General features: G+C 61.8%; 17 protein-coding genes. 12 read left to right on the top strand and 5 right to left on the bottom strand.

The window, feature by feature from the left end:
• Positions 1-99 precede the first annotated feature (99 nt).
• Positions 100-468, top strand: a complete 369-nt coding sequence (locus tag AC1DXO_RS01875; RefSeq protein WP_476976384.1) for a hypothetical protein — start codon at positions 100-102, stop codon at positions 466-468.
• A 339-nt stretch (positions 469-807) separates the two neighbouring features.
• On the opposite strand, the gene AC1DXO_RS01880 is transcribed toward AC1DXO_RS01875, so the two are convergent.
• Positions 808-2940 carry an exonuclease domain-containing protein gene (locus AC1DXO_RS01880; protein ID WP_476976385.1) on the bottom strand — a complete coding sequence of 711 codons (2133 nt, stop codon included), beginning with the start codon at positions 2938-2940 and terminating at the stop codon, positions 808-810.
• 342 nt (positions 2941-3282) lie between these two features.
• On the opposite strand from AC1DXO_RS01880, the gene AC1DXO_RS01885 reads away from it, so the two are divergent.
• Positions 3283-3843, top strand: a complete 561-nt coding sequence (locus AC1DXO_RS01885) for a hypothetical protein (protein ID WP_476976386.1) — start codon at positions 3283-3285, stop codon at positions 3841-3843.
• A 6-nt stretch (positions 3844-3849) separates the two neighbouring features.
• Here AC1DXO_RS01885 and AC1DXO_RS01890 read toward each other — a convergent pair whose 3' ends face one another.
• The 3 genes from AC1DXO_RS01890 to AC1DXO_RS01900 all read right to left on the bottom strand — a co-directional run bounded on the left by AC1DXO_RS01890 (position 3850) and on the right by AC1DXO_RS01900 (position 9877).
• Positions 3850-5229: an efflux transporter outer membrane subunit gene (locus AC1DXO_RS01890; protein ID WP_476976387.1), complete on the bottom strand. Its 1380-nt coding sequence runs from the start codon at positions 5227-5229 to the stop codon at positions 3850-3852.
• Positions 5229-8474, bottom strand: a complete 3246-nt coding sequence (locus tag AC1DXO_RS01895; RefSeq protein ID WP_476976388.1) for an efflux RND transporter permease subunit — start codon at positions 8472-8474, stop codon at positions 5229-5231. The genes AC1DXO_RS01890 and AC1DXO_RS01895 overlap by 1 nt, the downstream gene beginning before the upstream one ends.
• A 215-nt stretch (positions 8475-8689) precedes the next feature.
• Positions 8690-9877 carry an efflux RND transporter periplasmic adaptor subunit gene (locus AC1DXO_RS01900; RefSeq protein ID WP_476976389.1) on the bottom strand — a complete coding sequence of 396 codons (1188 nt, stop codon included), beginning with the start codon at positions 9875-9877 and terminating at the stop codon, positions 8690-8692.
• A gap of 299 nt (positions 9878-10176) precedes the next feature.
• Between AC1DXO_RS01900 and AC1DXO_RS01905 the strand changes: the two genes are divergently transcribed.
• The 10 genes from AC1DXO_RS01905 (at position 10177) to AC1DXO_RS01950 (ending at position 17864) form a co-directional block, all read left to right on the top strand.
• A complete protein-coding gene (locus tag AC1DXO_RS01905) occupies positions 10177-10890 on the top strand; it encodes a TetR/AcrR family transcriptional regulator (RefSeq protein WP_476976390.1) in 714 nt (237 codons plus the stop codon).
• Between the two features lie 63 nt (positions 10891-10953).
• Positions 10954-11229 (top strand): type II toxin-antitoxin system ParD family antitoxin, encoded by a 276-nt coding sequence (locus AC1DXO_RS01910; RefSeq protein ID WP_476976391.1) that lies wholly within the window; start codon positions 10954-10956, stop codon positions 11227-11229.
• The gene (locus tag AC1DXO_RS01915) at positions 11230-11538 is read left to right on the top strand and encodes a type II toxin-antitoxin system RelE/ParE family toxin (RefSeq protein WP_476976392.1); all 309 of its coding nucleotides are present in this window, start codon (positions 11230-11232) and stop codon (positions 11536-11538) included.
• A gap of 152 nt (positions 11539-11690) precedes the next feature.
• On the top strand, positions 11691-12521 hold the full coding sequence (locus tag AC1DXO_RS01920; protein WP_476976393.1) for a helix-turn-helix transcriptional regulator: 831 nt from the start codon (positions 11691-11693) through the stop codon (positions 12519-12521).
• 82 nt (positions 12522-12603) lie between these two features.
• Complete coding sequence (locus AC1DXO_RS01925; RefSeq protein WP_476976394.1) at positions 12604-12759, top strand: hypothetical protein; 156 nt, start codon at positions 12604-12606, stop codon at positions 12757-12759.
• 3 nt (positions 12760-12762) lie between these two features.
• Complete coding sequence (locus AC1DXO_RS01930) at positions 12763-13632, top strand: alpha/beta fold hydrolase (protein ID WP_476976395.1); 870 nt, start codon at positions 12763-12765, stop codon at positions 13630-13632.
• A gap of 21 nt (positions 13633-13653) precedes the next feature.
• Entirely contained in the window at positions 13654-14157 is a 504-nt protein-coding gene (locus tag AC1DXO_RS01935; protein WP_476976396.1) for a methylated-DNA--[protein]-cysteine S-methyltransferase, read from the top strand.
• A gap of 80 nt (positions 14158-14237) precedes the next feature.
• Positions 14238-15275 carry a bifunctional nicotinamide-nucleotide adenylyltransferase/Nudix hydroxylase gene (locus tag AC1DXO_RS01940; RefSeq protein WP_476976397.1) on the top strand — a complete coding sequence of 346 codons (1038 nt, stop codon included), beginning with the start codon at positions 14238-14240 and terminating at the stop codon, positions 15273-15275.
• 62 nt (positions 15276-15337) lie between these two features.
• Positions 15338-16738, top strand: coding sequence for a nicotinate phosphoribosyltransferase (locus AC1DXO_RS01945; RefSeq protein WP_476976398.1), 1401 nt, complete (start codon positions 15338-15340; stop codon positions 16736-16738).
• A gap of 73 nt (positions 16739-16811) precedes the next feature.
• Positions 16812-17864 carry a LacI family DNA-binding transcriptional regulator gene (locus tag AC1DXO_RS01950; protein WP_476976399.1) on the top strand — a complete coding sequence of 351 codons (1053 nt, stop codon included), beginning with the start codon at positions 16812-16814 and terminating at the stop codon, positions 17862-17864.
• 485 nt (positions 17865-18349) lie between these two features.
• On the opposite strand, the gene AC1DXO_RS01955 is transcribed toward AC1DXO_RS01950, so the two are convergent.
• A complete protein-coding gene (locus AC1DXO_RS01955; protein ID WP_476976400.1) occupies positions 18350-20527 on the bottom strand; it encodes a beta-galactosidase in 2178 nt (725 codons plus the stop codon).
• Between the last annotated feature and the right edge of the window lie 44 nt (positions 20528-20571).

The raw sequence follows: 20571 nt of genomic DNA on the forward strand, positions 1-20571 counted from the left end.
AGGCTAGAGCTATATAAATTTAAATAAGACTTAAAGTCAAGTCGTATTTCCAAGAGGGCTTTTCAAGCGCGGCATTTCGCCGTAAATTGGTCATAAAGCATGACTGTCATAAATCTGGAGGACGCGTTCATGACCTCACGGCTGCGTTGGGTACAGCTCTTGAGCCTGGGAGGCCTGTTGGCTGTCCTGGGGACGCAGGTCTGGCAGGGATTGAGCTCGCGGGTTCCGGCCTTGCCGGCAGTGCAACTGGTCGTCGTCGCCATGGGATTTGGCCTCACCCTGGCCAATCATCGCCGTCGCGGATTGATTAATGAAGCGGCCGGCTGGATCGTCCTGTGCAATGTCGCTTTGATCTACGCTTTCAACCACAGCCCCGGTGTCTTCGAATTCGCTGCAGCACTTGCGGCGGTCACCTTGTTGGGCGCCACGCTTTACAAGCCGGGCCGGGCTAAGACGGTCAAGTCCTGATAGCGTTGAGATTCAGGTAATAGCCTGCTGTAAGGTTAGATCGGCGTTCGGCTACACTTTCGTGAAAATCCTGATTTTACGGTCATTTTTATCGCGGAAAGCGCGGAAAAGACGGAAGACGCGGAAATTTAGGATGGTGCGTCTACCGCGCGTAGCGCCTTCTATACAAGAACGCTGCCACGAGCGTGGCATGAAGGCCCTTCGGGCAAGAATCTGTCCGCATATTTCTTTTTCCGCGTCTTTCCGTCTTTTCCGCGCTTTCCGCGTTGAAAATTACTGTAGTTTCAAAATACTACACCGCAGATCGCGCCGCCCACAACCGCAAAACCTGTTCGCCGTTTAAGCCGCCAATCGTCGCTCATTGACCAGATGCAGCAATTCGGCCGCCGCCCGGGCGTCGTCGAGCGCGCGGTGATGGTTCTCCAGCCGGATGCCGTATTCACGCGACAACGGCCCCAGCCCATAAGACCCATGTCCCGGGTAGTATTTGCGCATGCTGGCGCAGGTACACAGCTTCGGCGCATGAAAACGGCGCTCCAGCCGGCGGAATTCGCCGGCGATGAAGCTGTGATCGAAATTGACATTGTGCGCCACGAAGACCGCACCGCTCAGAAATTGGGCCAGATCGTCGGCAATCTCGGCAAAACGCGGTGCATCGGCGACCATGGCGTTGGTGATGCCGGTCAATGAAGTAATCATGGCCGGGATGCGCCGTTCCGGATTGATCAGGCTGTGCCATTCAGCGATCGTCTTGCCGCCCCTGACCTTGACGGCGCCGATCTCGGTGACCCGGTCATTGACGGCGCGGCCGCCGGTGGTTTCGACATCGACCACGACATAGGTCTGATCGGGATCGACGCGGTAGGCGACGCGCAGCACGCCGGCGTCGAAGCCCGCCTCCTGCAGCAGTTTCAGGCGCGCCAGCTGGTGACGGCGGATCTGGTCACCCTCGGCCTTGATTTCGATAAATTTGATCTCGCTGCCGCGCGTCAGCAGCAGATCCGGAAAGCCGTCGCGCAGGGCATAGAAGTCGCGCGTCATCTCGCTCAAGATCCGGTGCAGGGCCTGGGCAGGCGCGGCCGCGACGAACTGCGTCATGCGCGTGCGCAGGCCGGCATCCCAATAGAACAGCCCGTTGCCGACACCTTCGTGACGGCGGAAGGTCCGCAGCACCAGATCCATCGTCCAGCCGTCGGCCACGCCGTGCAGCTTGCGCGCAATCGCCTCGGCAAACTTCGCATGGAAGGTCCGATCCTTCAGGGCCTGCGGCACGGCATCGAAACCGCATGACAGGGCGCCCGGCCCTTCGAACAGCTCATCCCAGAAGACGAGCCCGAACAAGGCCGGCCACAGGCCGTTTTCGCAGTGGTGACAGGCCCAGCCTTCGGCCTCGAAATGATGCATGGCCGCGGCTTCGGGAAAGCCGCGGTACAGTTCGTCGACCACGATTTCGCTGCCGCCGCGCAACAGGTCGGTAAACAGGCTGGTCCGGCGCTTGTTGAACTTGCGCGCCAGGAAGTCCTGGGCAAACAGGCATTCCTCGTCGTGGTCGGGCGCGTCCAGCATGGCCTCGAGGCGCGCCTTCACCTCGTCATGGCGACCAGCGGCATAGAGGATGCGCACGCTACGTTCGTGGCTGTCGAAGGCGGTCGAGCGTTCGTACAGGTCGAGCGCCCGCTCCATTTCGCCACGCTTCTCGAACGCCTGGCCCAACTGGAACAGCAGGTCGTTGCGCAGGCCTTGGCTGAAATCGCTCGTGGCTTCGGGCAGGTCGCCCAGCTCCGCCGCTATGGCGTCCGCCCCAGCGCCATGGCGTAGGCGGCGTAAGGCTTGGCTGTACAGGAAGCCCGCGCGCGCTTCGCCAATACTGTCGAACCGCGCCTGGTAGGCTTCGCGCGTCCGGACCGCGACGACACCCAGGTCGCGCAGGGTAAAACTCAGCAGATTGTCGTTGAGGCGGCCAAAATAGAGATAGAGCAGGAATCCCAGGGTTTCCTTGTGGCACGGCACGACCAAAGCCGACAGGTTGAAGACGGCGTCCAGTTCGTCGGCTTCGAGGGTCTCGACGAGCCAGGCCACCAGTTCCGGCTTCGGCGCCGCCGCCTTGAAACCTTCGACCCCGCCGGCCCGGGCTCTGGCGACCAAATCGCTCTTGCTCAGTTCGTTAAGGCAGCCAGCGTAGTCACTGGCCGCGGCCTGGCGGATAAAGCCAGCCGCCTGCAGAGCAGCCAGGCCGCTCTCGACGCCGCCGATCTCGCTATAGCTCAGGTCGGCAGGGGAAAAGGCCTGTTTCTTGCGATTGCACATGCGCACATACAGGCACTGCGCATCGTCATCGAAGGCGGAAAATTGCTGCAGGAACCGCGTCTCCGCCTCGCCAAGCACGTCACCGTACAGGCGTGCGACAAAGCCTGTCATTTCGACGAAATGATCGCGGTAATAGGTCGGGGGCAGGACAAGCGTACGGGACATGGCGGCAAATGTTCTACCTTCGTTCCAGTATAAACGCAAGGTGCGATGCAGGCTGGAAAATCGGCCCTTCAGGTAAAAACAGCGACATGCCATGACCGCCAGTCACCGCGACACCGTGAAATCCTTCGGCCGCTGACCCGACAGTTTTGCGCGCGATGATCGGCGTACAACCGCATGGATTATGAGTCGCTTACCTTTATCGACAAAAGTCATACCGTGTTCGGATGGCCGGGGCGTCAAGGGCCACTGAATCCTTATGTTGCGTGGCGCATGATGGAGATCACTGAAGTGTGGCCGCAAATCCGGGACGGGTTGTTGCCGTTATGTCATCGAGTGCCTGCCATGTCCTATATGACCTCCGATCTGACCTTCCCGCACTATACCGCGCCTTTTCTTCGCGATCCCATCCGTCGTCCCAATGCGCTGGTGATCAGCCTGATCGCCGGGCTCCTCACCGTCGGTCCGGGTATCGGCTTTATTGTCCATCAGATCGGGCAGTTGCCCAGGGTCGATCCGAATGAAACCCCGCACCTAGTCGCGACCTATGACGCGCCACAGGGGCCGGTCACCAAACTCGAAGTGATGAGCACCGATGACAACGCGCCCATTATCAACGCGGCCTATGCCTATGCGCCGACGGTCACAGCACAGCAACTGAGCGCCGAAATCGGCTCCGATGATGCATGGGACCTGATCGCGACCCTGGAAGAGCATCCCAATGCCGACACGGTCAACCCGTCCGCAGCAGACGCGGTTGCGACCGCTCAGACAGTGTCAGGTCCTGGTCAGGTCATTGAGGTCGCGACGGCTGAACAGCAACCGTCGCCGGACGAAGTCTTTCCGGCCTATTCGCCGGAAGGCCGCCTTGTCGCGGTTCCCGACGAGGAGCTGCAAACGCCCTGATGTGGATCAGCCCTGCCAGGTCCCGCCCAGGGCGCGGATAAGCCCGATCGTTGACTGATACTGCGCAGCACGGACACGCAGGGCCTGGCGGCGGATGGCCAGCAATTGCCGCTGGGCGTCGAGAACCTCCAACTGAGACGATGAACCATTGATATAGCGCGACTGCGACATGGCCAGGGCTCGGGTTGCGGCCTGGACGCCATCGTCCTGCGCGACCTGTTGTTGTTGCAGGAAGGCAATATCCGACAGCTGGTCCTCGACATCGGCCAGCGCCGTCAGGACGCTTTGCTGATATCCGGCAAAGGCGGCGTCAAGACCACCCTCGGCATAGTCCGTGGCAGCCCGCCGCTTGCCGCCGTCGAAAATCGCCTGGGCGAGGATGCCAGTCAGCGACCAGGATTGCGAGCCGCTATTAAACAGAGTGTCGAGATCACCCGAAGCATAGCCGCCCGACGCGGTCAGGCTGATATGGGGCAGCCACGCCGCCTTGGCGATCCCCACCCGGCGCTGCGCGGCGTAAAGCGAGGCTTGCGCAGCATTGACGTCAGGCCTGCGTTCCAGCACATCGGACGGTATACCGGCGGGAATGGCCGGTACCGCTCCGGCCCAGGGCTGGGCCGACCAGGCAGCCGCGGTAACGTCGAAACCGCTGGCCGGCTCACCCAGCAGGACGGCCAGGGCATGGACCAGTTGTGCACGCTGCTGGTCCAGGGCGATGCCCTCGGCCTGGGTCGAGGCGACAGCGGTCTGCAGGCGCGCGACATCCAGTTCGGCGACATCGCCTTCGCGGAAGCGCTTTTGCGTCACGTCGAGGCTGCCGCGATAGGCGTCCAGCGTATCGGCGACGATGGCGCGGTCTTCATCGATGGCGCGCAAGGCAAAATAGCTCTGGGCGACGCGCGACTGGATCAGAAGTTGCGTATCGCGCAACAGGGCGGCGCTGCCCTGGGCATCGAAATCCGCCGCCTGAGCCGCTTTCGACAGGCGGCCGAACAGGTCGACCTCATAGGACAGGTCGGCGCCCAGGGCATGACCGGTCGATGGCTTGCCCTGGCCGGGCGTGGCGCCGTGGCTGGCCTGATAAGCGATACCAGCCTGGGGCCACAGATCGGCCTTTGATGAGCCCAGCAGGGCGCGCGCCTGTTCGAGATGGGCGGCAGCCAGGCGGATGTCGTTGTTCTTCTCGGTCGCCCGCGCCATCAGATTGTTGAGCGTATCGTCATTGAAGACCAGCCACCAGGCGCCAGCCGCCGGCATCGGCTGGGCCGACGGTGTCGCCGTGGATCCGGCAAAGGCCGTTGGCGCCTGAAAGGACGCCTGTTGCAGGGGCGGTGTGGCGCAGCCGGTCAGCAGGGCGGCCATAAGGCTTATGGAGATAAGGCGCATCAGAAGGCCTCCGGCTTGAGTTGTGCGGGCTGCGCGTCAGACGGGTCGGATAGTTGCGGCGCGCTGTCGTCGTGGTCGTCGTCGGCACCGAGTGTTGACGGATGTGACTTCAGCGGCCGGTTACCCGACAGGGCGCGCAGCAGGATGTAGAAGAAGGGCGTCATGAACAGGCCGATCAGGGTGGCGCCGATCATGCCGCCGAAGACGGCAATCCCCATGGCGCGGCGCATTTCGGCCCCAGCCCCCTGGCTCAGCACCAGCGGCAGGACACCCATGACAAAGGCGATGGAGGTCATCAGGATCGGACGCAGACGCAGGCGACTGGCGCGGATGGCGGCTTCGAGCGGGTTGAGGCCGCTGAGCTCCAGTTCGCGGGCGAACTCGACGATCAGGATGGCATTCTTGGCCGACAGCCCGACCAGGACGAACAGGCCGATCTGGGTGAAGATGTTGTTGTCGCCGTGGCTGAGGAAGACGCCGACCATGGCCGACAGCAGGCCCATCGGCACGATCAGGATGATCGACAGCGGCAGGACGACGCTTTCATACTGTGCGGCGAGCACCAGGAAGACCAGAAGTATGACCAGGGGGAAGACGAGGCTGGACGAATCGCCGGCCAGGATCTGCTGATAGGTCAGTTCGGTCCATTCGTACTCGATGCCCGGCGGCAAGGTTTCGGCGGCGATGCGCTTGATCGCGGCTTCGGCCTGGCCTTCGGAGAAGCCCGGGGCGGGGCCACCGCTGATATCGGCCGCCAGATAGCCGTTATAGCGGCTGGCGGTGACGGGGCCCGAGATAGGCTCGACCTTGAGGACGGCAGCCAGGGGCACCATTTCACCGGTGCTGCTGCGGACCTTCAGCTTGCCGATGTCTTCCGGCATGGCGCGATAGGGGGCGTCGGCCTGTACCCGGACGCTGTAGGTGCGGCCGAAACGGTTGAAGTCGTTGACATATTGCGAGCCGAGATAGATCTGCATGGTCTGGAAGATATCGCTGACCGAGACGCCGAGCTGGCGAGCGCGGGTGCGGTCGATATCGGCGAACAGTTGTGGCGTATTGATCTGGTAGCCCGAGAAGACACCGGCCAGTTCCTTGGTCTGATAGGCCTTGGCGATAAAGGCCTTGGTGGCTTCATCGAGCTTGGCGTAACCGAGGCCGGCGCGGTCTTCCAACTGCAGCTTGAAGCCGCCGGTGGTGCCCAGGCCGAGCAGGGGCGGGGGCGGGAACATGACCGAATAGCCTTCCTGGATACCGGCCAGCTTGCCGTTCAGCTGACCGGCGATGGCGCCGGCCGACAGGGCCGCACCGTGGCGTTCGGCGAAGGGCTTCAGCGGCATGAAGACGACGGCCTGGTTCGACGCGATGGTAAAGCCGTTGATCGACAGGCCGGGGAAGGCGATGGCGTGGGCGACGCCCGGCTGCTGCATGGCGATTTCGGACACCTTGCGCGTCACCGCTTCCGTACGGTCCAGGGTCGCGCCGTCGGGCAGTTGCACCATACCGACCAGATAGGCCTTGTCCTGTTGCGGGATAAAACCGCCTGGGACGACCTGGAACATGACAAAGGCCAGGGCGGCGAGACCGCCATAGATGCCCAGCATCAGGACCTTGCGCTTGCCCGACTTGCCGACGCTCTTGCCGTAGGCATCGGACGAACGCTTGAACAGGCGGTTGAAGGCGCCGAAGAAGCCGCCCAGCCAGCGGTCCATGAACCGCGTCAGGCCGTCTTTCGGGGCGTTGTGGCCCTTGAGCAGCAGGGCGGCCAGGGCGGGCGACAGGGTCAGGGAGTTGATCGCCGAGATCACCGTCGAAATGGCGATGGTCAGCGAGAACTGGCGATAGAATTGACCCGACAGGCCTGTGATGAAGGCCAGGGGTACGAAAACCGCGACCAGGACGAGGGCGATGGCGATGATCGGACCCGACACTTCGCGCATGGCCTGATAGGTGGCCTGGCGTGGGGTCTTGCCGGCTTCGATATTGCGCTCGACGTTTTCGACCACGACGATGGCGTCGTCGACGACGATGCCGATGGCCAGGACGAGGCCGAACAGGGTCAGGGCGTTGATGGTGAAGCCGAAGATATGCATGATCGCGAAGGTGCCGATGATCGACACGGGCACGGACAACAGCGGGATCAGCGAGGCGCGCCAGGTCTGCAGGAACAGGATGACGACCAGCACGACCAGGGCGATGGCTTCGAGCAGGGTGTGGATGACCGAGTCGATCGATTCGTGGACATATTCCGACGTGTCGTAGGCGATGTCGTAGCTGACACCTTCGGGCATCGTCTTTTGCAGTTGCGCCATCGTCTCATGGACGTCCTTCGACAGCTGCAGAGAATTGGCGCCGGCGGTCTCGAAGATGGGGATGCCGACGGCGTTCTTGTTGTCGAGCAGGCTGCGCAGGGCATAGTCCGACGCGCCCATCTCGATGCGGGCGATGTCGCCCAGGCGGGTGACCGCGCCGTCGGCGCCCGTCTTGACGATGATGTTGCGGAAATCGTCCTCGGTCGACAGGCGGCCCTGGGCATTGACCGACATCTGCAGGGTCAGGTTGGGAATGGCGGGAGATCCGCCGATGACGCCGGCGGCAGCCTGGACGTTTTCCGAGCGGATGGCGTCGGCGACGGCCGAGGGTGACAGGCCGCGTTCAGCGACCTTTTGCGGATCGAGCCAGACGCGCATGGCGTAGTCGCCGCCGCCGAACATCTGGATCGGGCCGACACCCTTGATGCCTTGCAGGCGATCCTTGATGTGCAACAGGGCGTAGTTGCGCAGATAGTTGACGTCGTAGCGGCCATTGGGCGAGGTGATGTGGACGACCATCGGCAGGGACGATTGGCTCTTTTGCGTGGTGACGCCCAGTGCGCGGACGTCGCCGGGCAGACGGGCCTCGGCCTGCGACACGCGGTTCTGCACCATCTGCTGCGCCAGGTCGGCATTGGTGCCGAGCTTGAAGGTGACCGTCAGGGTCATCTGGCCATCGGCCGTCGCCTGGCTGCTCATATACAGCATGTTTTCGACGCCGTTGACCGCCTCTTCGATGGGCGAGGCGACGGTTTCGGCGATGACCGCCGGGCTGGCGCCGGGATACATGGCATGGACCACGATCTGCGGCGGCACCACTTCAGGATATTCGGACACCGGCAGGACGCGCAGGGACAGCAGGCCGGCGACCAGGATGAGCAGGGACAGGACACCGGCGAAGATCGGCCTGTCTATAAAGAATTTGGAGAGGTTCATGGCGAAGGCCTTCGGGGCGCAATGGGCGACACCGCAAACGCAAATGCGACATCATTCCCCCTCTACCCGCTTGAGGGGAGAGGGTTGGGGTGAGGGGTAATTCCACAGGCCGGAGAGGTTGCCTCAGTCGGCAGAACCCCTCATCCGGCCTGTCGGCCACCTTCTCCCCTCAGGTGGGGAGAAGAGAATAGTTCGAAACTTTCAGAAGTCGTTGATCAGGCGTTCGGTGCGCCGGCGGTCATGGCGACAACCTTTTCGGCGACGACCGAGCCAGGACCGACGTGCTGGATGCCGCTGACGATGACGCGGTCGCCATCCTTCAGGCCGGTGGTCACGATGCGCAGGCCGTTGGCGACGCCGCCCAGGGTGACTTCGCGGTAGGCGACCTTGTGATCGGCGCCGACGACATAGACGAAGCGCTTGCTCTGGTCCGTACCGATGGCCAGCTCCGACACCAGCAGGGCGGGCTTGGTCTGGGACGAGCCCATATGGACGCGGACAAACTGGCCCGGGATCAGCCGGCCTTCGGCATTGCTGAACACCGCGCGGGCGCGCAACGTGCCGCTGGTGCCGTCGAACTGGTTGTCGATCAGCTGCAGATGGCCTTCGATCGGCGTTTCACCGTTATCTGTGTCGACCGTCACCGGAATGGTTTCCAGCTTGGCCCCGCCCAGATCGGCCAGGGTACGTTCGATAACGGCTTCATCAGCGTCGAAACTTGCGTAGATGGGGCTGACCGAGACCAGGGTGGTGAGCACACTGGATTGTGGTCCGCCGCCAACCAGGTTGCCGGCGGTAACCTCGATGCGGCCAACGCGGCCGGAGACCGGGGCGCGGACCTGGGTGTAGCTGAGGTTCAGGTTGGCCGATTGCAGCGAGGCGCGGGCGGCGGCCAGGCTGGCCTCAGCGGACTTTAAGTCATTGGTCCGCGTTTCCAGTTCGCTTTGCGCGATGGCGTGGTCGTCCCACAGCCGCTGGGCGCGGGCCTGTTCGCTGGTCGCCAGGGTCAGGCGGGCATTGGCGGCGGCGACATCGGCCTGGGCGCGAGCAACTTCCGCCTGGTAAGGTGCGGGATCAATCGTCACCAGCAGATCGCCGGCACTGACCAGGGCGCCTTCGCGGAAATGGATGGCCTTGATGGCGCCGGCGACGCGCGGCCGGATATCGACGCGGTCGACCGCTTCGAGATGGCCGGAAAAGTCGTCCCACTGGGCGACATTTTGCAGCGACACGACCGACACCGTGACCGGCGTGGCGGCGGGGGCTTCAGCCTGCGACGCGGCGTGGCTGGTCAGGGTGGTGCCGATCCCCACGGCGGCCAGAACGGTCACCGAAGCGGCGGTCGCCACCAGGATCTTGCGATAACGCTCGAGCGAGAGCGATGAGATAACAGGGTCGAACATGGGAGAATCCTTTGGGGAGAAAGGAAGAAAGCGGGGCGGGGAGAAAGGAAAAAGCGGGGGATACGCGTACGGGTACTTGTAAAGGCAGCTTTATGTGCCAATTTGCTGCGATGTCGCACATAAATAGTCGCTTCTGACTTTTTGTAAACATATTTTTATGCGACATCGCAAATAAATATGTTATGGCTCGGAAATGTGAGCCACATGTGGCCTTTCTGGCCGGCTTAAACGCTGGTCATGCCAGGCAAAAAACAGTAGTCTTATGTCCGGCGCCATTATGACAGGCGGGAGTCCCGAACATGTCAGCAGGCGCCGAGGGAGTGCAGCGTTCGATGGATGACCTGAAGATTTCCGAATTGACAGCCGGCGTATGTGGCGGCCTGGGCGATATCAACGCCTGCGACACTGTACGGAAGCGTGGCAGGCCGCGCGCTTTCAATCCGGACACGGTGCTGGAAAAGGTGCTGGAGCTGTTCTGGGAGCGCGGCTTTTCGGCCACTTCACTCGATGACCTGGCTGAGGCTACCGGCGTCAGCCGGCCCAGCCTGGCGGCGGCCTTCGGCGACAAAGAGGCCCTCTATATCAAGGCGATCGAGATGTATCATCGCCAGATCTGGGCCCAGTTGGACCGTATCCTGATGTGCAATGGCGGTGACGATTCGCTGCTCAGCATGATCCGGCGCTATTTCGACGTCATGATCGACACCTATACCGGCGAAAGCGACAGTTGCCTGGGCTGTGCCTTCATGAGTTCGGCGATCAATGAGGCGCCGCGCCACGAGTCGATCATGGATATGGTCCAGGCGACCATGGCCAGTTTCGACCAGCGCTTCGAAAGCTTTTTCCGCGACGCCCAGACCTATGGCTGTCTGAAGTCCAGCGCCGATCCGAAGGTGCTGTCGCAGATGGTGGTTGGGCTGACGGCCAATATCGGCATGCGCGCCCGCGCCGGCGCCGGCCGCGAGGAACTGAAGAAGATCATATTCGACACGACGGCGTTTTTGTTCGGGTGAGAAGGTAGTGATTTCGATGGGATTTAATCCTATTCGCTGATATAGTTGGCGTGGGAGAAATTCATGCGCACAACACAACAGTTTAGCATTACCTTGCCGAACGACATGGCCGCTGTCGTCGAGAACAAGATCAGCTCCGGGAGCTATGCTTCGGTAAGCGAGGTCATACGCGATGGTATACGAGCGCTTATGGAGCGCGACGCCGCGTTGGAAAAATGGCTGCGCGAAGAAGTTGTCGCGGGCCATGCCGAATATATGGCCGATCCGTCAAAAGGTGTGCCTGCAGAGCAGATTCTGACCCGCATCAGAGCGCGTCGTGTGAAGTCTGAAAGCTTGTAAGTGCGGGTTGTCTTCACGCCCCGTGCTGAGCGGCAGATCGATAAACTTCACCGTGATATAACGGAACGTTCCGGCTACGAAAGTCGCGCTGACGATTATGTCCAACGCATTGTAGATTACTGCCTCAGCTTTCGGACCATCCCTCTGCGTGGTTCGGTACGCGATGACATCTTGCCAGGACTGCGTGTTATCGGATTCGAACGACGTGTAATGATTGCATTCAAGGTGGAAGAGAACACGGTTTTGATCGAAGGCATTTTTTACGGAGGGCAAGATCTGGCTCGTGCTTTCCATGATCCAGGTCGTTAAATTTCGATTAGGGTGACAAGTCGCTAAAGATTATGATAGCCGCAAAAGCGTGATACGACGACATCTGGCCTTTGCAAAACAGAGGATCAATCGTGTTACGCAGGCAAGTCGTCCAGGAAGCTCGTCGCCTCTGGCAGTCCGCATAGGGTCTAATGTCGCAACTCTCGGTCAGACGCCTGCTCGACACCACGGCGGTCACGCTGAGCGATGTTGTATGCCGCGGAGACTGCAAACACAGAAGCCCCGAAGAGTGCGCCAGTTCGACCCACATGGTCTTCCCCTATCGTGGCGCCTACGTCCGTCATGTCGGTAGTGACCAGTCTGTCGCCGAGGCCAATCAAGTCCTGTTCTTCAATGCTGACGAAGCCTACAGCGTCAGCCATCCGGTCAAGGGCGGCGACGCCTGCCTGTCGCTGTCGGTGCGCGACGACCTGCTGCGCGAACTGACGCCGCGCGACCAGGCGCGTGACGGTGACCGGATGCGCTTCCACCGCCAGCGATTGCGCATCGATCCACGCGCCCAGGCCCTGGTCGCCTTGTTGCGCCACAGCCTGCACAACGGTGCCGCCGAACCGCTGGAGGCCGAAACCCTTACCCTGACCCTGGTGCGTCGCGCCCTGGGTGAGCGCACGTCCCACGCCTCCGCCGGCAGCGCCGGCCGTCAGAAGCTGGTCGACCGCGCCAAACTCGTGCTATCGTCGGACCTGGCGCGGCGCTGGACACTGGCCGAGATTGCGTCCGAGGTCGGCGTGTCGCCGGTCTATCTCACCCAGGTTTTCCAGCAGGTCGAGGCCATCCCGCTCTATCGCTATCAGATGCGTTTGCGTCTGGCCCGCGCGCTCGATCTGCTGGGGGAATACGACGACCTTACCGCGCTTGGGCTTGATCTCGGCTTTTCCAGTCACAGCCATTTCAGCGCGTCGTTCAAACAGGCCTATGGCAAGACACCGGCCGAATTCCAAAGATCGGCTCGGCTGCGTTAAATCGCTAAAGAATCTGACAGCGCCCGCCCTGTCAAAAATGGTTTCCTGATCCTGCCACATACGGCATTCACGGAGACCTGTCATGACTACCAAAACCTGCGCAGCGTGCGACTGCGAACTCGACGCCGACCTGATCGAAGTTACCATCGGCGGCCAGACCGTCGAGGTGTGCTGTGAAGATTGCGCCATCGCGCTGAAAGAAGCCTTTGTCGCCACCTCCACCGTCAAGGAGGCCTGAGCCATGGCTGAGATACTCCATAAGACCGTCGTCACGCCGTCGGGTGTCATCGCTTATCGTGAGGCGGGCCAGGGCCCGGTCGCCCTGTTCGTCCATGGTGTGTTGCTCAACGGCCATTTGTGGCGCCATCAGTTGGCCGGTCTGGCTGGCATGCGGCGTTGCATAGCTGTCGACCTGCTGGCCCACGGCGATACCGAAATCGGCGAAGGCCAGGATGTGTCGGTCAGCGCCAATGCCCAGATGTTGACCCAGTTCCTCGATGCGCTGGGTATCGACCAGGTCGATCTGGTCGGCAACGACAGCGGTGGCGGCATCGCCCAGATCTTTGCCGCCAACAACCCGGATCGCGTGCGCAGCTTGACCCTGACGGACTGCGACGCCCATGACAACTGGCCACCGCAGGCCTTCCAGCCCTTCCTGGACATGGCGGCGGCGGGCGGGTTGCGCGATACATTGGACGCTATGCTGGCCGACAAGGCGATCTTCCGTTCCCCCGGCGCCCTGGGGCCGGCCTATGAACATCCAGAACGGGTAAGTGACGAGACCATCGATATCTATCTGAAACCCCTGCTACGTAATGAAAAACAGCTGGATGACTTCCGGCGGTTCCTGGCGGCCTTCGATTGCCGGCATACCCTGGCGATCGAACCGCAGTTGCGCAGATTACAGGTGCCGACCCTGATCGTATGGGGCACGGACGATGTCTATTTCCCGGTCTCGTGGTCGCAATGGCTGGCCGATGCCATTCCCGGAACCTGCCGGCGGATCGAGCTGGATGGGGCGCGAATCTTCTTCCCCGAAGAACGGCCCGAAGTGTTCAATACCGCCTTGCGGGCGCATTTCGAGGCTGTCAAATTGCCGCTTGCGGTGTGACCTTAGCGCGGTGAGGGTAGGATGATCCTGTTTCAACAGCGTGTGGCGTCGCCGGTCGGCGAGATTTTGCTGGTCAGCGACGATGACGGTGCGGTGCGGGCGCTTGATTTCCACGACTACGAAGATCGCATGCATCGTCTGTTGCGGCGGCACTATGGCGACTATGTCCTGCAAGGTGGCGCCGCACCGCAAGCCGTCAGCGGTGCATTGGACGCCTATTTCGCCGGCGACCACGCAGCCATCGATTCTGTGACCGTGGCCACCGGTGGGACGACGTTCCAGCGCGAAGTCTGGGCGGCTTTACGGGCAATTCCGGGCGGCTCGACCATCACCTACACCACCCTGGCTGAAACCGTTGGCCGGCCTGCCGCCCGGCGCGCCGTCGGCCTGGCCAACGGTGCCAATCCGATCGCCATCATCGTGCCGTGCCACCGCGTGATCGGCGCCGATGGCAGCCTGACGGGCTATGGCGGTGGGCTGGAGCGTAAACGCTGGCTATTGAAACATGAGACGTTAACCCATTAGCAGTCTTGCAGCGATAATCATTGCGGCGTATAACAGACGTGTCCGGGCAGACCGGTCGCCTACAGCACTGAGGGAGCCTCATGCATTACGATTATGTCGCCTATATCGGGCGCTTCGAACCCTTCCATAATGGTCATCTGTCCGTCCTGCGCCGTGCGCTGGAGACGTGCCGTACAGCGATCGTGCTGATCGGCTCGGCCGGATCGCCGCGCTCGACGCGCAACCCGTGGTCGGCCGGCGAACGCGAGATCATGATCCGCGCGGCATTAGGCGCCGATGCCGGCCGCGTCCTGTTCCGCCATGTCGGCGACCACCTCTACCGCGAAGGCGCCTGGCAGGCCGACGTCCAGCAGCATGTCGAGGACGCGATCCTCAACGACGGCCACACGCCATCTGAGGTGAAGATCGGCCTGATCGGCCACCAGAAGGACGCCAGTTCCTACTACCTGCACGCCTTTCCGCAATGGGACCTGATCGATGTGCCGTTTTCCAGCGGTCTGTCGGCGACCGAACTGCGCGATCACCTGTTCAGTGAAGACGAAGGCGCCCGGCGCCTGGTCGAGGCCAATGTTCCCCTGCCGGTCTTCCAGGTCCTCGACGCCTTTCGCAAGACCAAGGCACACGCCGAACTGGTCAGCGAATTCAAACACATCCAGTCGTACAAGGCCGCCTGGGCCGTCGCGCCCTATCCGCCGATCTTCACCACGGTCGATGCGGTCCTGGTCCATTCCGGCCACGTCCTGCTGGTCAAGCGCGGCGGCTATCCCGGCAAGGGGCTGTGGGCCTTTCCGGGAGGCTTTCTCAATCCGGACGAAACGCTGGAAGACGCCGTCATCCGCGAACTGAAGGAAGAGACGCGCATCAAGATTCCGGCGCCTGTGCTGAAGGGCAGCATCAAGGGGCGGCAGGTGTTCGACGACCCCGACCGCTCGCAGCGCGGCCGCACCATCAGCTACGGCTTCTATTTCGAATTCGTCAGCGGTGACCTGCCGTCGGTCCGCGGTTCGGACGATGCGGCGCGTGCCCGCTGGGTGCCGCTGGCCGAGGCGCGGCGCATGCGCGAATTCCTGTTCGAGGACCATTTCTTTATCCTCGAACACTTTCTCGGCGCCGCATAATTTTCAACTACAGCCCGGGGGACAGACCCTCAAGCTGACAACGACATGAAGGAGCTTCTGTCATGCATCTCAATCCCGTTCTCAATACCGACAGCTACAAGGCCAGCCATTTCGCGCAGTATCCCCAGGGGACACAGCAGGTGTTTTCCTATGTCGAGGCGCGCGGCGGACCCTATCCAGAGGCGCTGTTCTTCGGCCTGCAGGCCATATTGAAGGAAGAATTCGCCCGGCCGGTGACGCGCGAAGACATAGAGGAGGCGGGCGAGATTCTGCCGGCCCACGGCCTGCCGTTTCATCGCGCCGGCTGGGAGTTGCTGCTCGACCGCCACGGCGGCCATCTGCCGCTCGAGATCCGCGCCCAGGCCGAGGGGACGATCGCCCCGGTCCATCTGCCGATGATGACGGTGGTCAATACCGACCCGGATTTTCACTGGCTGACCAGCTATGTCGAGACCGCCTTGTTGCGCGTCTGGTATCCGGTGACGGTAGCGACCATCAGCTTCGGCGTTCGCCGGATCATCCGCGAGGCCCTGATCAAGACTGCCGATGTGCCCGACGCCGAACTGCCGTTCAAGCTGCACGATTTCGGCGCGCGCGGGGTGTCTTCGCGCACCTCGGCGGCTCTGGGTGGCATGGCGCACCTGGTTAATTTCAAGGGCAGCGATACCCTGGGTGCCATCATGGCGGCGCGCCACCTGTACGGCGAACCCGTGGCCGGTTTCTCCATCCCGGCGGCCGAGCATTCGACCATCACCAGCTGGGGTCGCGACCATGAAGTCGACGCCTATGCCAATATGGTGGCGCAGTTCGGCAAGCCCGGCGGCATCTACGCCGTCGTGTCGGACAGCTATGATCTTTATAATGCCGTCGAGCACCTGTGGGGCGAGGCCCTGCGCCAGAAGGTGATCGATGCCGGCGCGACCCTGGTGGTGCGGCCCGATAGCGGCGATCCGGTCGAGGTGGTGTCGAAGACCCTGCATCTGCTGGCCGAACGCTTCGGCACGACGCTCAATGGCAAGGGTTACCGCGTGCTGAATACGGTGCGGGTAATCCAAGGCGACGGCGTCAATCCGGTCAGCATCAGGGCCATTCTCGACCGTATGACGGCGGAAGGCTTCAGCGCCTCGAACATCGCCTTTGGCATGGGCGGCGCCCTGTTGCAGAAGTGCGACCGCGACACCCTGGCCTTTGCCTACAAGGCGTCGGCGGCCAAGGTGAACGGGGCATGGCGCGATGTCTATAAGGACCCGGTGACCGATAGTGGTAAGCGGTCGAAGCGAGGTTTGCTGGGCCTGGTGCGCGATTCCGCCGGTTACCGCAGCGTGGCCGTGCGTGACGGCGATTACGCGCCGATCGAGGGTGGGGCGAACCTGCTGCAGCCGGTATGGCGCAATGGCGAGCTGCTGCGCGACGAGACCTTTGCCGCTATTCGTGAACGGGTGGCAGGGTTCGAGGCCGGTTGAGGTGGGGCTTGCCGGATCGGCGGGGAAGCTCCATAAGATTACCTGTGTGAATCGTAACAGGGATGGGTTGCGGGTGAGTTCAGGAAAACCGACCATCGACGATGTCGCCGCCCTGGCTGGGGTGGCGCGGGTGACTGTGTCGCGCGTGCTGAACGGTGGACCCAATGTCAGCGACAAGGTGCGCCAGGCCGTATTGGCGGCTGTCGAGAAGCTGCAATTCAAGATGAATATGCAGGCGCGCTATCTGGCCGGCGGCAAGACCCAGGTGCTCGGGCTGGTCTATACCTCCGACATCGATTCCGAACCCAACTCCTTCTACTATGCCGGCCTGGAGCTGGGAGCGCTGCGGGCCTGCGCCAAGGCCGGGTTCCAGCTCAGCATGCATACGGTCAACCAGCACAGCCTGCGCAAGTCCGAGGCGATCCTGGAACTGATCACGTCGCGGCGCTATGACGGGCTGATCCTGACCCCACCGTTTTCCGACGATGTCGAGCTGTTGCAGGCCATCCGGGCGTCGAACTTTCCGGTGGTCGCCGTCTCGGCCGGCCGCCAGGCGCAGAAGATCGTGCCGGGCGTCGGCATTGATGACGAGGCCGCGGGCTACGAGTTGACGCGGCATCTGCTGGGACTGGGGCATCGCCGCTTCGCCTTTATCCGCGGCTTGGAAGGCCATATCGCCGCCGAGGATCGCTATAATGGCTTTGTCCGGGCGGTCAGCGAAGCGGGGCTGGATGCGTCGCTCATGCGCGTCGAGCGCGGCAACTTCACGTTTCGCTCAGGGATAGACCTGGCGGCGGTGATCCTGGCCGGCAAGAATCGTCCGACCGCCCTGATCTGCGCCAATGACGATATGGCGGTGGGGGCGCTGTTTACGGCGCACAAGTCGGGCCTGTCGGTGCCGCAGGAGCTGTCGGTGGTTGGCTTCGACGACACGCCGGTGTCGGAAATCATCTGGCCGCCGCTTACCACGGTACATCAGCCGCTGAAGACCATGGGCAGCCGCGCTGCTGAGATGCTGTTCGACCGGGTCAATGGCGATCGCACAGCATCGCCAGACCGGTCATTGTTCGAGCTGATCGCCCACAGGCTGGTCGTGCGGGAATCGTCGGTCGCCCCGGCGGGGTGAGTTGGCGATGAGGGACACGATTTGTCTCTGACCCCATTTCTGCGGATGGGATATTCCAGCCGACGGTGCGAAATCCTAAGGTGAGATGATGTTATGCACGTTACCGAAGCTGAACTGCGTGAAATAGAGGCCCGGCTGTCGGAGATTAGCCCTGGCCCTTGGAAATCGTATATCGAAGGACGGGATTTTACGAGCGGATCCAGCTGCATTACTGTGGGAGAAGTGGGGGATAGACGAGATGATATTGAACTCATCGGCGCTACAGTAGCCGATCAAGACTTCATTGCTTCGAGCCGTCAGTACATTCCGAGATTGATTGCGGAAGTTAGGAGACTTCAAGAGACTTTAAAATCTCATATTAAAAGTTAACACCTTCGGCTAGATTTCCTATTTCGGTGACATGGCGAAATCGCTACCGTTGCTTTGCGAAAGATTTCGCACTCGTATTGGCTGCGCAATTTCATGACTCCGTAAACGCCCCTCTACTATCCGCCTTCCTCGACGATCGCCAGATCCCACGGCGCGAGCGTCAGTTTATCGCCGGCCGCGACCTTTCGCCCGCTCAGCAGGTCGCTCCCTGGCTTATGACCATAGGCGATGGTGACTTCGCTGCCCGAATAGTTGAAGTAGTAGCGGAGTTGGCGATTGAAGCCATTGACCCCGGTCTGGGTGTGAATAGACGAAGGTAATTGCTGGTCCGCCCCCGTCATGCCGAGGTCGGTGAGGTAGGTCCGCAACACCTCGGTCTGCAGTTTATCTGAAAGATAGGTGCCTTCATAAATCACCTGGCCGGCGCCGTAGGTGTTGGTCGTGATGGCGGGCCAGCGACCAAAGAAGGGGTGGTCGTACCAGGCGAGCGCCTTGGCCGTGTCGAGTTGCAGGAACTCAGCCCAATACTGCGCCTTGTTCTCGCCGCCCACGTGATAGGGATCGTCCTTCAGGGCCACGGGCTGCGCAAGATTGGAGAATTCCTGGTAGTGGAAGCCGAGCGCTTCGCGCAGCGGTCCCGGCGCCATAGTCCAGCGCACGGCGGTGTTTTCGTTGGTGAAGCCGCTCTTGAACGTCATCAGCACATGGCCGCCCTTCTTGACGTAATCGGAGATACGCTGCAGCAGCGCATCGTCGGCGACGTACAGGGCCGGCACGATCAAGAGCTTGTAGGACGAAAAGTCCTGGGTCTCCGGGAAGACGAAATCCACGCCCGTGTTGAGGTTATACAGCGAGCGGTGGATTTGGCGGACCAGCCCGCCGTAATCGGCCTTGTCCCTGGCGAACGGCATATCGTTGAGGGCGTTGAGCGAATCCCGGCTCCACAGGATGGCGACATCGTTGTGAATCTTGAGATTGACCAGCCTGGGACCGATTTTCTGCAGTTCGTGCGCCGTGCGTGTCATCTCGGCATAGGCGCGGTTGGGCTCGAGATCGTGGGACAGCACGCCCTTCCAATAGGTTTCCTGGTTGGCGTGGGTAGAGGCCCAATGCCAGTATTCGACCATATTGGCGCCGTTGGAAATGTGGGTATAGACGTCCTCGCGGAACTGACCATCATACGGCGGATACTGCGCGGAAGAACTCCAGTCCGTCGTCTGGGCATTGGTCTCGGTGACCAGGAAGTTGCCGCCTTTCAGCGATCGCGTAAAGTCGGCCTGGGCCGCCTGATCGGCGCCATTGTACTGGTCCTGGGTTCCCCAGTGGTAGATGTTGACGGCGGGCATGTCGAGCGAGCGGGCGACAGCTTCCTCATTGACATCAGAATGCATCGAGCCGGCGAAATCGTGCGTCACGAACTGACGCGGCGAGGCGCATTCGCGCACCAGCTCCGCCTGCCAGTGCAGGAAATCGGTCACACGCATCTGGCTCCAGCGCGACCATTCCAGCTTGTAACCCGTGCTTTGGGCGCCGTCGCGCGTGGGTAAGTCTTCCCAGGTATGGATATTCTGGCCCCAGTAGTTGAGAAACCAGGCCTTGCTGAGATTTTCAGGCGTGCCGAATTTCTTTTCAAGATGATGCTGGAAGCCGATGAAGACGTCGTCATTGGCCGCGCCGTAGCTCGACGTCTCGTTGTCGACCTGCCAGCCGATGACGTTGGGATTATCCTTATAGTGGGCGGCGATGTGGCGGATCAGCCGTTCGGCGTAGAAACGGTAAGCCGGCGAGTCGGTATCCATATTCTGGCGCATGCCATAGGTGCCGGGCTGGCCGTTCAATCGGCGGGCGAGGATTTCCGGATGCTGATGCGCCATCCACGCCGGGACGGAATAGGTCGGGGTGCCCATGACGACCTTGATACCCGCCTTGCCCATGGCATCGACCACGCGGTCCATCCACGCGTAGTCGAAAACCCCGTCTTCAGGCTCCCACAGGCTCCAGGTCGATTCACCGAGCCGCACGACGTTAAAGCCGGCGGCCTTCATCATCGCCACGTCCTTGTCGAGTCGCTCATAGGGCATGTATTCGTGGTAATAGGCCGCGCCGTAGAGGATGGTCGGAAAGGCGACGGGCGCGGATTGGGCCTGAACCCTGGGCGTTTCGGCGGCCGAAGGCAGGGCCAGGGCTAGGCCCAAGGCCAGGATGACGCCGGCCAGGATGGCGGCCAGGGCTGTCTGTTGCCCGAATCTGATCCGGCATTCCGTGCCGTTCCGCCCATTCGTCCTGCCCGTCATCTTGCCTCTCACATCATATATAAAATTATATTCCACGTGCAGAC

Source organism: Asticcacaulis sp. P2_C5, assembly GCF_056404555.1.

Bases quoted from the DNA above. Each gene is read 5' to 3' on its own strand.
- AC1DXO_RS01905 (WP_476976390.1), top strand. From the start codon at position 10,177: ATGTCAGCAGGCGCCGAGGGAGTGCAGCGTTCGATGGATGACCTGAAG.
- AC1DXO_RS01940 (WP_476976397.1), top strand. From the start codon at position 14,238: ATGCATTACGATTATGTCGCCTATATCGGGCGCTTCGAACCCTTCCAT.
- AC1DXO_RS01895 (WP_476976388.1), bottom strand. From the start codon at position 8,474: ATGAACCTCTCCAAATTCTTTATAGACAGGCCGATCTTCGCCGGTGTC.
- AC1DXO_RS01900 (WP_476976389.1), bottom strand. From the start codon at position 9,877: ATGTTCGACCCTGTTATCTCATCGCTCTCGCTCGAGCGTTATCGCAAG.
- AC1DXO_RS01955 (WP_476976400.1), bottom strand. From the start codon at position 20,527: ATGACGGGCAGGACGAATGGGCGGAACGGCACGGAATGCCGGATCAGA.
- AC1DXO_RS01935 (WP_476976396.1), top strand. From the start codon at position 13,654: ATGATCCTGTTTCAACAGCGTGTGGCGTCGCCGGTCGGCGAGATTTTG.
- AC1DXO_RS01945 (WP_476976398.1), top strand. From the start codon at position 15,338: ATGCATCTCAATCCCGTTCTCAATACCGACAGCTACAAGGCCAGCCAT.
- AC1DXO_RS01890 (WP_476976387.1), bottom strand. From the start codon at position 5,229: ATGCGCCTTATCTCCATAAGCCTTATGGCCGCCCTGCTGACCGGCTGC.
- AC1DXO_RS01920 (WP_476976393.1), top strand. From the start codon at position 11,691: ATGTCGCAACTCTCGGTCAGACGCCTGCTCGACACCACGGCGGTCACG.
- AC1DXO_RS01930 (WP_476976395.1), top strand. From the start codon at position 12,763: ATGGCTGAGATACTCCATAAGACCGTCGTCACGCCGTCGGGTGTCATC.
- AC1DXO_RS01925 (WP_476976394.1), top strand. From the start codon at position 12,604: ATGACTACCAAAACCTGCGCAGCGTGCGACTGCGAACTCGACGCCGAC.
- AC1DXO_RS01880 (WP_476976385.1), bottom strand. From the start codon at position 2,940: ATGTCCCGTACGCTTGTCCTGCCCCCGACCTATTACCGCGATCATTTC.
- AC1DXO_RS01875 (WP_476976384.1), top strand. From the start codon at position 100: ATGACTGTCATAAATCTGGAGGACGCGTTCATGACCTCACGGCTGCGT.
- AC1DXO_RS01910 (WP_476976391.1), top strand. From the start codon at position 10,954: ATGCGCACAACACAACAGTTTAGCATTACCTTGCCGAACGACATGGCC.
- AC1DXO_RS01885 (WP_476976386.1), top strand. From the start codon at position 3,283: ATGTCCTATATGACCTCCGATCTGACCTTCCCGCACTATACCGCGCCT.